Annotated in this window: 7 protein-coding genes and 2 CRISPR repeat arrays; all 7 genes read left to right on the forward strand. The window is 32.7% G+C overall.

Going from position 1 to position 13,726, the window contains the following annotated elements; all coding sequences use genetic code 11:
• Nucleotides 1-9: 9 nt before the first annotated feature.
• On the forward strand, nucleotides 10-1,569 hold the full coding sequence (locus tag LKM37_05045) for a hypothetical protein (protein ID MCI1720367.1): 1,560 nt from the start codon (nucleotides 10-12) through the stop codon (nucleotides 1,567-1,569).
• A gap of 21 nt (nucleotides 1,570-1,590) precedes the next feature.
• Nucleotides 1,591-5,478, forward strand: coding sequence for a transposase (locus tag LKM37_05050; protein MCI1720368.1), 3,888 nt, complete (start codon nucleotides 1,591-1,593; stop codon nucleotides 5,476-5,478).
• Between the two features lie 7 nt (nucleotides 5,479-5,485).
• Nucleotides 5,486-7,489, forward strand: a complete 2,004-nt coding sequence (locus LKM37_05055) for a hypothetical protein (protein ID MCI1720369.1) — start codon at nucleotides 5,486-5,488, stop codon at nucleotides 7,487-7,489.
• 2 nt (nucleotides 7,490-7,491) lie between these two features.
• Nucleotides 7,492-8,472 carry a type V CRISPR-associated endonuclease Cas1 gene (cas1, locus tag LKM37_05060; protein ID MCI1720370.1) on the forward strand — a complete coding sequence of 327 codons (981 nt, stop codon included), beginning with the start codon at nucleotides 7,492-7,494 and terminating at the stop codon, nucleotides 8,470-8,472.
• Nucleotides 8,473-8,475: 3 nt separating this feature from the next.
• The gene (gene cas2, locus LKM37_05065) at nucleotides 8,476-8,748 is read left to right on the forward strand and encodes a CRISPR-associated endonuclease Cas2 (GenBank protein MCI1720371.1); all 273 of its coding nucleotides are present in this window, start codon (nucleotides 8,476-8,478) and stop codon (nucleotides 8,746-8,748) included.
• A 182-nt stretch (nucleotides 8,749-8,930) separates the two neighbouring features.
• Nucleotides 8,931-9,676: direct repeats of the CRISPR family, unit length 36 nt; unit sequence CTCTAGATGAGCTTATAAATTTCTACTATTGTAGAT.
• A 145-nt stretch (nucleotides 9,677-9,821) separates the two neighbouring features.
• Complete coding sequence (locus LKM37_05070; GenBank protein ID MCI1720372.1) at nucleotides 9,822-11,783, forward strand: DEAD/DEAH box helicase; 1,962 nt, start codon at nucleotides 9,822-9,824, stop codon at nucleotides 11,781-11,783.
• Nucleotides 11,784-12,030: 247 nt separating this feature from the next.
• Nucleotides 12,031-13,165: a CRISPR direct-repeat array (repeat unit 36 nt; unit sequence CTCTAGATGAGCCTATAAATTTCTACTATTGTAGAT).
• A 374-nt stretch (nucleotides 13,166-13,539) separates the two neighbouring features.
• On the forward strand, nucleotides 13,540-13,725 hold the full coding sequence (locus LKM37_05075) for a hypothetical protein (GenBank protein MCI1720373.1): 186 nt from the start codon (nucleotides 13,540-13,542) through the stop codon (nucleotides 13,723-13,725).
• The last annotated feature ends 1 nt before the right edge of the window (nucleotide 13,726 follow it).

Here is a 13,726-nt window from a genome sequence, read left to right on the forward strand (position 1 = left end):
ATTCAATATATGAGTGATTTTGATTCTTCTAATAAAGTAAGAAGTTTAAGAAAGCAAGGCCAGCTTGAAGAAGCGTACAATTTATCCAAAGAGTTATTGGCTGAGGATGAGTATGATGATATTTGGCTTAAGAGAGATTTTGCGTGGGTGTGCTATGATTTAATGAAAAAAGCAATAGCTGACAAAAACTCTAGTGACTTCATTAGCAGATTAGAGGATATAATATCTCTTAACATGCCTCCTGAAGAGGAAATGCTTTACAATCAGCTTCCATGGGCGTTTGGCAAATGGGTGAGTGCTATTTTTAATTCTCAAGCTGATTTATTGGATCAGGAAAAGCTAAAAAAGCTTGATTCGCTTTTGAATTATTCATCTGAATTATACATCACTAAGCCTTCTACAGGTTATAGCTTTTATGTCAAGATGTTGCATAAAAGTTTTAAGGGAGATTTGAAATATTGTGAAATAATTGACTCTGTAGGTTTGGATTTTTTTCTTCCGGAAGACTATAAGAAGACATCTTATAACGGTAAAAATATAATGTCATTTGCAGAGCAGCTCTACATAGCTTATTCTGACTGTCTGATTTCTAATATTTCTCATTATGAGGCAGTTGAGGATAAAGATAAGGTTAAAGAATTTACAGCAAAAGCAGAAACATTTTTACCTAAAATGAGTGATTTAATTGAAAATCACCATGATTATGAGTACCCGATATATTTTAAAGCTAAGGTACTTCTAGCTATTCATAAGAATGATAAAGTTGCCGATTTGTTAATACCGTTTGTTAAAACAAAGTCAAAAGTGTTTTGGCCATGGCAGGTATTGGGCGATTCATTCAGGCATAGAGATGATGATATGGCACTTTCTTGTTATTGCAAAGGGCTATTGTGTAGAAACAAAGAAGAAATGATAGTTAACCTAAGAGATTCAGTCGCAGAACTAATGGCTGAAAAGGGCTTTTATGATGAGGCTAAAACCGAGTTCAGTATTTCTTCAAAAACGAGAATGCAGAATTGGCAAAAGATTGACAGGAAAGAGGAAAATGCAAAAACTCAAAGTTGGTATAAAGATGCTAAGTTGCTTGAGAATAATGTTAATTTTTACAATTCACATTCATCTGAAGCAGATGATCTTCTTTTTGCAAAAGATAGCATAACAGTTTTGATTACCTATGTAAATAAAACTAAGGGGTTTGCAAGTTTTTTAACTGAAGATGATAGGAGCGGCTTTTTCAGGTATACTGGAATCATAAACCAGGAAATGAAAGAGGGCGATTTGTATAATGTGGATTTTCAACAAATTAATCAAGAAGCTCCAAGTAAAATTGCCTGGGGGGAAAAATCAAAGCTTGATCCTTTAAAGACATCGTTCTATCGCGCAGTCTCAGGAGTTATTAGCATAAAGGCGGGCAACGGTTTTGGATTTGTGGATGAAAATTTTGTTGACAGCAATTTGGTAAGCAAGATGCAATTAGCTGATGGAATGCAAGTTAATGGTATTGCCATAAAGAGCTATAATAAAAAGAAAGAAATCGTGGGATGGAAACTTATCTCAGTAGGAAGATAATTAATTTAATAATTTATTGATATGAAAAACATTGTAAATAACTATCAGATTTCAAAAACTTTGCGTTTTGGGTTAACGCAAAAAACGAAAATTCAAAAGGAAGGGTATAATGGAGAAATATATGTAAGTCACAGAGAGTTGGGTGATTTGGTTAAAATCTCAGAAGAAAGAATTAAAAAAAGTGTTTCTTCTAGTGATAAGTCAAATCTTGAGTTATCACTAGATAAAATTGATATATGTCTTAAACAAATTGGAGCTTTCCTATTGGATTGGCAGCAAGTATATTATAGAAAAGATCAAGTTGCATTGGACAAGGATTACTATAAAATTCTTTGTAAAAAGATAGAGTTTGATGGCTTTTGGAAAGATGGCAGAGGTCAAAGAATGCCTAATTCAAGGATAATAAATATATCTGAATTAGATACAAAGGATATCTTGGGTGTTGAGAGGTTGCAATATATATTGAATTATTGGAAAGACAATTTGGTCAGCGCATCTCAAAAATATTCGGTAGTAGAGGAGAAAATAAAACGATTTAAGTTAGCTATAAAAATAAACAGGACAGATAATAAGCCTGATGAAGTTGAACTTAGAAAAATGTTTTTATCTCTGGTAAATATTGTTTGTGATACGCTCCAACCATTGTGTTATGGTCAAATTAGTTTTCCAAAAATAAATAAGTTGGACGATTCTAGAGCTGATAACAAAAAACTAATAAAATTTGCGACAGATTATAAGTCTAAAAATGACTTGCTCACTAGCATCGCTGAGCAAAAGAAATATTTTGAGGAAAATGGAGGCAATGTCCCATTTTGCCGGGCGACCCTAAATCCTAAGACAGCTATAAAGGACCCTAATTCAACAGATAACAGCATTAAAGGTGAAATCGTTCAGTTAGGCTTAGATTCAATATTAAAGAGTTTTAAATCTTATTTATTCTTTGAAAACAGCTTGGAGAACATGCCGGCAAAAGAAAAGATTGAATTAATGAAGAGTAGTGGAGCTAATGTTGTTAAAAAGGGGCTTATGTTTAAGTACAAACCAATTCCTGTCATAGTACACAGAGAAGTTGCTCAGGAATTGAGCAAAGATTTAAATAAAACCGAGGAATCATTAAGTGATTTTTTGCGAGGTATTGGACAAGCTAAAAGTCCTGCAAAGGATTATGAAGAGTTGACAGATAAAAATAAATTTAATATTGAGGCATACCCAATAAAGGTTGCATTTGATTTTGCTTGGGAGAGTTTAGCAAAGGCTAAATATCACAGTGAAATTGATTTGCCAGTAGCTGCATGTGAGAAATTCTTGAATACTTTTTTTGATGTGAAACCTAATAACGTTCATTTTCTGTTATATGCTAAACTTCAAGAACTTAATGCTCTTATATCTACTTTGGAGTATGGAAACCCTTCTGATGAACAATCCATTGTAAAAAAAATCAAGGCTCTGTCTAATGAAATAAAATGGGACGATTTTGGCGGGAGCGGGCAGGGGTACAAAAAATCAATATCTGATTGGGCTGACAGCAAAAAAGATTCTGACGGTTTCAAAATTGCAAAACAAAAAATAGGCCTTTTTAGAGGGGGATTAAGGAATGAAATAGCTGAGTATTACAACTTAACGCAAATATATAAAAAGACTGTAATGCAAGAGGGAAAGCTATTTGCAACTATGCGAGATAAGATAACAGGTGCAGCCGAACAGAATAAAGTTACTCATTATGCGGCCATTATAGAGGATAAAACAGGAGATAAATATGTGTTGTTACAAGAGGTGCCATTGGATAAGCAAGACAGAATTTATGACAAAATGGACCGTAATGGAGATGGATATGTTAGCTATTTTGTTAATTCTATCACGTCGCGCACTATTGCTAAACAATTAAGGAAAAAGAGAATGGCGGAACTAATGAAGAATAATGCGCGTGGGATATATAATAATGTTAGTAATATTCAACAACCGGCTCTTTCCGATAAAGAAAAGGAGGAAAGGAATATAAAGGAATGGATAAGTTTTATAAGTGAGAAGAGATGGAATTATGAGTTTAATTTGAACTTTAAAGGAAAAAACTTTGAGGAAATCAAGAAAGAAGTAGATGCTAATGGCTATGAATTAGAAAACAGAATCTTGAGCAGAGACGCTCTTGAAGAGTTAGTAAAAAACAAGAAATGCTTATTGTTGCCAATTGTTAATCAGGATATTATAAAGGAGAGTAAAACGGAAAGCAATCAATTTACTAAAGACTGGAATTCTATATTTGACGGTAATTCTCCATGGCGTTTAACTCCTGAATTTAGAGTGTCTTACCGCAAACCTACTCCTGATTATCCTATGTCTGATAAAGGAGACAAGCGTTACTCGCGTTTCCAAATGATTGCCCATTTTTTATGCGATTACATTCCTCAAGGTGGTAGTTATGTATCAGTTAGGGAACAAATAGATAATTATAAGGATGATAAAAAGCAAGAAATTGCTGTTAAGGATTTCCATGATAGATTATTGGGAAAAACTGATGAACAAAAATTTATAGAGGGGTTAGGTGGGTTGTCAAGTTTGGGTAATGTTACCATAAAAACTAAACTCAAAAAGCAAGATATTTCTAAAGAGAAATTTTATGTTTTTGGAATTGACAGAGGACAAAATGAACTTGCAACACTTTGTGTCATTGATCAGGATAAAAAAATACAGGGCGGTTTCAGAATATATACAAGATTATTTAATAATGAGAAAAAACAGTGGGAGCATAAATTCCTGGAAGAGCGCAATATTTTGGATTTATCAAATTTACGTGTAGAAACCACTATTGTTATTGATGGACAGGAAAAAAGAGAGAAAGTGTTAGTGGATTTAAGTGAGGTAAAGGTTAAAGACAATTCGGGAAATTATGTAAAACCTAATAAGACACAAATAAAACTCCAACAGCTTGCATATATCCGCAAACTTCAATTTCAAATGCAGACAAACCCAGGCAGAGTTCTAGAATGGTATTCTCATAATCAGACCAGTGATTTGATTATTGACAATTTTGTAGATAAGCAAAACGGAGAGGAAGGACTTGTTCCATTTTTTGGAGCTGCAGTAGCAGAATTAAAAGATACTTTACCTATCGATAGGATTTCAGATATGCTAAAACAGTTTGTGGAACTAAAGAACTTGGAGAAGCAAGGGGAAGATGTGAAGTCAAAAATCGACCAGCTTATTGAACTTGAACCAGCTGATAATCTAAAGTCTGGTGTGGTTGCAAATATGGTTGGTGTAATTGCATTTCTTCTTAAAAAGTATAATTATAAGGTCTATATTTCATTAGAAGATTTGTCAAAGCCATTTAAAGACCAAATTGTTTTGGGGATTAGCGGGGTGCCAATTGGTATTAAGAAGGGTATGGCAGGTAGAAGTATTAATGTTGAACAATATGCAGGTCTTGGACTTTATAATTTTTTTGAAATGCAATTGTTAAAGAAATTATTCCGGATACAGCAGGATAGTTCTCATATCTTGCACCTTGTACCTGCTTTTAGGGCTATGAAAAATTATGATAATGTAGCAGTAGGAAAAGGGAAAATTAAGAATCAGTTTGGAATCGTATTCTTTGTGGATGCTGCTGCAACATCAAAGACATGTCCTTGCTGTGGTGCTATTAACGATAGACAATTTGCACCTGATTTAAGAAAATTCCCTAATGCTAAAAAAATTGAGACCCCAGATGGAAAGTCTGTTTGGTTGGAAAGGGATAAAACTGACGGTAAGGATATTATAAGGTGCCACGTATGCGGATTTGATACTTCAAAAGAGTACGATGACAATCCACGTAAATACATAAAAAGTGGTGATGATAATGCGGCTTATTTGATTTCTGCTGAGTGTATTAAGGCATACGAACTAGCAACAACACTAGTTGATAATAAATAACTTAGATATGAAACATTTTTTTGCTTTAGATGAAACGGGTTCTTTTGACATGTCTGCAGATGACAATTCTTTTGTCTGCGGTGTTTCTATATTGCATAATGAACTAGAACTCAAGGAAAAATATAAGGAATCATATGTCTCTTTTGGCTTTGGGAATGTTGCGCCAAACAACAAAAATGATCTTATTGGAGGTGATCGGTTTCATTATTGTGGTTTGAGTCAAGGGAACAAAGAGGCCTGCAAGAATATTTTTTTACCTCTGGCTGATAGCATATATGTTTCCAGGGGCAAACCTGCGTTGTATGCTAATAATCAGAATTGGTGGCTCGTAGCTGTTACAGTTGTTATCACAGAGTATTTAACAACTTATGCTTTGAATAAGGGAGATGAAGTCCAAATATTAATAGACTCTAGAAAGGACATAGTGTTTGGACTGCCTTACGATGATTATAGTAAGAAGTTATTAGCGTCTGAGAGTGATGAACGTTATCTGCGGTATAAAAGTTACCATGTGGATTTAGCCAAGCAGATAAAATCATATGTTCATCATATAGAGGCAGAGAGAGATATTAAGATTGAAATCTGCTTTTCCAATGATACTAGTTCTTTTTTTATCAATGTTGCTGATATTATTTGTGGAATATTAGGTAGGGGGGCAAACGTTGTTAATAAAAAAATAGTTGGGTGCTCATGTAGTAAATTTACTAGTGGAGGAGACCCTGTCCTGTATGTTGAAGAAAATCCTTTGATGGCGATGACACTTGTATTCCAACAGGCTTCAAATCATATTTTTACCAGCATTGGTATTGCTAAAAAAATATTTGAAAGGCTAAGAAAAAATTCAGATAGCTATCTTATTGTATGGGATATGTTTTATGATCTGCTGAAATTTGAAATTTCTGAAAGGTCCTTTCATGGTTATCTTGTTAATGTTAAAAGTTTAGTTAACATTTTTATAAATGAGTACGTTAATGTTGGTTGCAAGCTCATTCCATTAAATAAGCGCATAGAGCTTACCGTGCTTTTTGCTGAGTATTTTTCTCATATCGGAGAGATTAAAATTGAATCACCATTTAAGAGGACAGATGTCTTAGCTATGTTTTCTGAACTTGGAACTGTCTCTGAAACCAGATTACTTAGAAAATGGGAAAAATATATTAGTTTTTCTTTAAGGGATGCACAGATTAAATTTAATGCTTACGATTTTGACAGTGCTGTTAAAGACCTTAATGATTTGTGGGCTTGTCAGGAGAAAATAACGAATGATGTTCCTAGAATATTTGGAAACACTGATGTGAATAAAGATGAGCCAACTGCTGCAATTATTGGCACACTTGCACAATCTTATGCTTACGTTGATAATTTTGACAAGGCGAAGGAAGATTTCGAATATTCAAAGGATTATGCAATTACAACCGCTTCTAAAACTGCTTCATATTTGTTTACTATTTATCACAGACAAAGAGATATAGCAAATGCTCGCGATTGTTTTAAAGAACAAAGCGGAAAAAGTGCGGAAGATTATGGCAAGATTTGTGATTTTAAAAATGTTTGGATTTTATTGTCATACTGTAAATTACGTGCATTAGAATTGTGCGTAAATAATTCAACCAAATTGCCAGCTGTTGACTTGACGAAATTAGATAGTTACAACAGCGAGTACCCGTTTCCATTAATACAGAAATGGGAAGGAATAGCAAAATGGATGGAAAACAGTTCTTTAAATAAAGTTGTCGTGGAAAAGTATTTTAGCGATGCCATAGAAAATTTATTAAAAGAGGACAATGGATTTGTTATTAAAACTTTGGCATTGCCTATTATTCAGTGTTATGCATTGGTAAATAATCAAAATAAATTTCATGCCAAATACAATTTTATTTTAGATGATTTAAAAAAGCAATCGCAGTTCTTTAAAAAATATGTAGATAGCAGGGCCGTTTCATTAAGCAGTTTGAAAAATAAAGAAGATATTTGGAATCGTGCTATGTTGCTGCCATTTATTTATGCCTAATTATGATTTCTCAGAAAAGTGTTGATGTCAGGACAATTTTTGTCTTGAATTGCATTGAACACAGAACATTGAGAGTTAGTAATGGCGAGCTTTTTTTGGAAAAAGATGATGTGGTCTCTGGCAAGTCTGTCACTCTTACAAAAATGCCATTCCAAAAAATCTTGGCTCTATTCGTTGTTGGAGATATTTCTATAACTACGCCATTGATAGATAATTGCAGAAAGTTTAACATTGCCTTAGTTGTCATGAAGGCAAATCTAAGGCCTGTATTCTTTTGGTATCTGTCTTCTGAAGCTAATTATATGTTGAGAAAAAGGCAGTATGCTTTTTCTGTTGATAATATTTCAATAGCTCAGTTGATAGTAAAAAACAAGATTGCAAATCAAATTAAATTATTATTGAAAACTAGGATGCTTGATGACTTGACTGTGCAGTCTGTCCTGCTTTGTAAAAAATTACAAAAGGCATTACCAAATGCAGGTAATTATAAGGACGTACTTGGGATAGAAGGCTCAGCGGCAAAGGCTTTTTTTACAGCTTATTATCACAAGTTTAGTTGGTCATCAAGGGAACCGCGCAAAAGATTGGATTTTATCAATGCCACTTTGGATATAGGGTACACAATCCTTTTTAACTATATGGAAACATTTGCTAGAATGTTTGGTTTTGATTTATACATTGGCGTTTATCACAGACCGTGGTATAAGAGAAAGTCTTTGGTTTGTGATTTGATGGAGCCATTTAGGTGTATTATAGACGCTCAGGTTCGCAAGTCAATTAATTACGGACAATGTAAGGAATCAGATTTTCTGGTAGTCAATAATGAATTCAGGTTGAAGTATGAAAAAAACAAAGATTATCACAAATTCTTTTTCGATGCACTAATTTCATATAAATCTGATTTTTATAAATTTATTCTGGAGTACTATAGATGTTTTTTAAATGATAAACCTATATCACAATATCCTGTTTTTAATATTTAAATAATGCTAGTTATAAGTTATGATATCAGTAATGATAAGGTTAGAAATAAATTTTCTAAACTTTTAACTAAAAACGGTGCAATCAGACTACAATACTCTGTTTATGAGGTGAATAATACTTTTGTGGTTAGGGAAAACATTAAAGGTGTTATTGCAGCTTTTTCTACTGGGAATTTTGATAAAGGGGATAGTGTTATGATTTTTGATATAAAAGATAATAACACAATAAAGTACGGGAATTCCATCTATCGTGATAAGGATATAGTTTATATCTAGCAAACCTTATTTTTTGATGTGAAGTCTCTTTTTTGTAATCGTCTTATTTTCAGGTATATATCTTTTTGAGATTCCTGGGGGTGGGGTAAATTAGTTTTGTCTAAGTTTAGTCATGCTTCACTATATCTGTTTGACAATTAAAGCTTTTTCTATAAATTTGCGGTGCTCAATAGGGATGAACTCTCTAGATGAGCTTATAAATTTCTACTATTGTAGATACTGACTCAAAAACTCGCAAAGTTCATTTCACACCTCTAGATGAGCTTATAAATTTCTACTATTGTAGATTTGTTGTTGTTACATACAAATAATTCTGACTCTAGATGAGCTTATAAATTTCTACTATTGTAGATTCATTTGACATTGTGGAAATCTCACGACTCTCTAGATGAGCTTATAAATTTCTACTATTGTAGATTTTTAATTACCTTGTCTTGTACCTTCTCTCTAGATGAGCTTATAAATTTCTACTATTGTAGATTTGGGGATCCTGCTTTCTGAGAAGCAGACTCTAGATGAGCTTATAAATTTCTACTATTGTAGATGACTATAACTCCATAGCCTACATTTAAGCTCTAGATGAGCTTATAAATTTCTACTATTGTAGATTCTCTCTTCTTTGGTGCAGAAAGAGATGCTCTAGATGAGCTTATAAATTTCTACTATTGTAGATTAATAAGTGAGCATCTTTTTCATTTTTACTCTAGATGAGCTTATAAATTTCTACTATTGTAGATCCAACGTTTAGACAACGTCTTGGGGATTTCTCTAGATGAGCTTATAAATTTCTACTATTGTAGATAAAACAGACTTAAAATTGTGTCTATTCTCTAGATGAGCTTATAAATTTCTACTATTGTAGATTAGGATAATTTTTCATTTTATTATTTTTCTCTAGATGAGCTTATAAATTTCTACTATTGTGATGGTTGCTGATTTTGCAAGCCTTGCAAATCTTATTTAATGAAGATGGCAAGGCATATTTTTGTGCGATAATTTAAAGGTCTAATACGAAAGTGCTGATGTATATTTAGTTAACTTTGAAATAAGATTTTGAGTATATTTTTGATGTAATGGGAAATACGGATGATAAAGATATTATTGTAGATGGTGTTAGACTAGATCCTGATAATGCTGAATTTTTTAACGCTGCTAGAATTATTACTGACACTGATAAACAAGTTGTTTTTCTTACAGGAAAAGCTGGGACTGGGAAGACAACTTTTTTAAAGTATATAAGACAAATTTTTAATGGGAATGCTGTTGTGCTAACGCCTACTGGAGTTGCTGCGGTGAATGCTGGAGGCCAGACAATTTTTTCTTTTTTTAAACTAGATTACAATACACCTTTTTTACCAGAGGACAAGCGTCTAAAGTCTCCTGAAATATTTAATTATTTAAAATATAATGAGAGAAAACTCGAAATCATTAGGAACTTATCACTTCTTATTATTGATGAAGTTTCAATGGTCAGGTGCGATAGGTTAGATGCAATAAATTTGATTCTTAAAGCATATAGAAGCAGACATGATTTACCATTTGGCGGTGTTAAGGTACTATTAATCGGGGATGTTTTTCAACTCCCGCCGATTGTGAATAAGACAGGCATAATCAAAGGGTTTGATGATGAAATTTCTGAGTTTGATTTTTTAAAAGAGTTTTATGATACTCAATATTTTTTCAGTTCAAGAGTTTATAAAGAATGCAATCCTATTCATATTGAACTTGTGAAACCGTATAGACAGAGTGAATCTGCTTTTATTTCTCTTCTTGATAAAATACGCGTTAAGGATGTTTCTATTAAGGATTTAGAAATACTCAATGAAAGGGTGATTAAAAATTCAAGGGAGGAATTGCAAATAGAGAAGAAGGAACATCCCATTATGCTTGCCCCTCTTAACTCTTTGGTTAATAAATATAATGAGGAACAATTTGAAAAACTTGATTCAGAGACGTGCACTTTTGTAGGTAAAGTTACAGATGATTTCCCCAAAAAAATGATGGTTGCGGAATTGGAGATTTGTTTAAGACCTGGGGCGCAGGTTATGATTTTGAAAAACAGCTATAATCCGGTGCTGGGAGAATTTGAATATTATAATGGAACTATAGGTATTGTTAAAAGAATTGATAAAAAATCAAAAACAGTAACCGTTTCCTTATCCAAAGAATCTCATTTGCCAAATAATGAGGTAAGTATTAAGCCAGCTGTATGGGAGAATATTGAATTTATTTGGGATAAAGAAGAGCAAAGTATCCGGACCGTTGTTAAGGGAACTTTTTCTCAAATTCCATTAAAGTTAGCATGGTCAATATCAATTCATAAGAGCCAGGGATTAACTTTTGATAGTGTTATTGCTGACTTGCCAGATTGTTTTGATTTTGGCCATGTATATGTCGCATTAAGCAGGTGTCGAACACTTAATGGATTACATTTGCGCTATCCTATAAATGAGAATTGTATAAAAGTTGATAGTCACGTGGTCAATTTTGCTAAGCAGAAAACACCGAATACTCTCATTACAAGGGAAATAGATTTTACAAAAGCAGATGAATTATATAAAAAAAGTATTGCTTGTTTTGAGGAAAATTTAGCTGAAGATATGTTGTCTAATATTGATAAGGCTGTCGCGATTAGAGATGATAGGAAAAAACCTGCCTTTACGAAATTTATTGCGACTAAATTACATTTATTCCATAGATATAAGGGCTTTTATAAAAGCTTATATATAAAACTTTTATCAGTGCAAAACCAAAAAAACGAAGTTGAAGAAAAGTTGAATGATACCAATATTGAACTAAAAAATCATAGGGCGTCTATTATATCTATGCGTACTAGATATTATTCTCTTCTTAAAAATTTACAAGATTCTGAAGAGAATGTGAATCAACTATCCGCTCAGGTAAACTCTAAAGAGGAAGAAATTGTAAGGCTTAAAAAATTATTGTCACTAAGAGAATTAGAAATTCGAGAAAATAAAAAGGAGATATACAGGCTCAATTCTTTGACATGGTGGCAAAAGCTTTTTGGGGAATAATCTTTTCTCAACGATGAATTTGTTTATGTGAATTTTCTAGTCGTAATGGTTAGCAAGAGTACTTTGCAAACCTCATTTATAAAAATGGACTTAATTTTTATAAATTATTCATTATCAGGGTTATAATATTTTTGTCATAATTAGGGTGGGGTAAATTAGTTTTGCTTAAGTTTAGTTATGCTTCACTATATTTGTTTGATAATTAAAGCTTTTTCTATAAATTTGTGGTGCTCAACAGGGATGAACTCTCTAGATGAGCCTATAAATTTCTACTATTGTAGATATTACCACAGAATATTGCAGCAAGATATACTCTAGATGAGCCTATAAATTTCTACTATTGTAGATACTCTCTTTATCAGTATTTCTGAAGATTCTCTAGATGAGCCTATAAATTTCTACTATTGTAGATAAAATAAATTGTTTCCATGATGTTTTAATTCTCTAGATGAGCCTATAAATTTCTACTATTGTAGATTTTTACGAAGTCTAATGTTCTCATCATTCTCTAGATGAGCCTATAAATTTCTACTATTGTAGATTCCTTAACTTTGGTAGAACTATAAGCGCTCTAGATGAGCCTATAAATTTCTACTATTGTAGATTTTACGCTCTTGCAAGGACAAACCCCTCTAGATGAGCCTATAAATTTCTACTATTGTAGATAAATACTATAAATAGTACTTTCATTTTAAGCTCTAGATGAGCCTATAAATTTCTACTATTGTAGATCCATCTTTCAGAGGTGCATGCTTGGATACACTCTAGATGAGCCTATAAATTTCTACTATTGTAGATTATAACTTTTTATGCTCTTCGCTGAATTGTGCTCTAGATGAGCCTATAAATTTCTACTATTGTAGATAGTTTATTCTCTCCATAGTGAAACCTAACTCTAGATGAGCCTATAAATTTCTACTATTGTAGATTACAAGAAAAATAGCCTTGAGCAAAAGATACTCTAGATGAGCCTATAAATTTCTACTATTGTAGATTCCCATAAGTTCCAAACTGTTTGGTTGCTCTAGATGAGCCTATAAATTTCTACTATTGTAGATTATGACTTTTATAGTATCCTCAGCATCTTCTCTAGATGAGCTGATAAATTTCTACTATTGTAGATTATGACTTTTATAGTATCCTCAGCATCTTCTCTAGATGAGCTGATAAATTTCTACTATTGTAGATACTTTATTGTAAAGCCCTTTTGCTTTGCTCTAGATGAGCTGATAAATTTCTACTATTGTAGATATGGATTCATGAGTTTCTTCCTCATCATCCTCTAGATGAGCTGATAAATTTCTACTATTGTAGATACACCAAAGTGTTGTTTGGCTCCCTTTACTCTCTATATGAGCTGATAAATATTTGGGATTGTGAATTTTAAATTTACTATTTGTATTACTGATATAAGACTATAATTTTGGAGACAGCATTTGTAAATCTTGTTTTTTGCAAGCCTTGCAAATCCCTAGTGCAAGGTGATTCATAGTGTATTTTTGTAATACAATTTTACAAGATATACTATGAAAAAGTTGATAATTCTAAATTGAGTTATCAAACCTTTAAAGATGCTTGGTTTAGGGTTAAGTGCCAGGCTGCGATTTTCCTTCAAAAAAACGGCCACGCATATCAGCTTCAGGTGAGTTCACGTCACAATTTGCTGAATTAAAGTCTTAGTAGCGAAAATAGGGTTCGTCAATCGGCTATATATTTGTATTCGAAAAGACAATAATAATTTTAAAATATTTGAGATATGTCAAGATTTTATGATGAGTACGAAGATTATGATGAGTATGGATATGAAGAAGATCCTATATATGGAGAGGAACACTATGGGGAATATGCAGGTTCTTACGCTCAAGATGTTATGGGTTTTAGTGATGAAGAAATAGATGATATTTTCGAAGGGGATCCGGATGCGTATTGGAATATAGATTAAA

The sequence above is a fragment of the Bacteroidales bacterium genome (assembly GCA_022647615.1).
Classification (GTDB): Bacteria; Bacteroidota; Bacteroidia; order Bacteroidales; family UBA932; genus Egerieousia.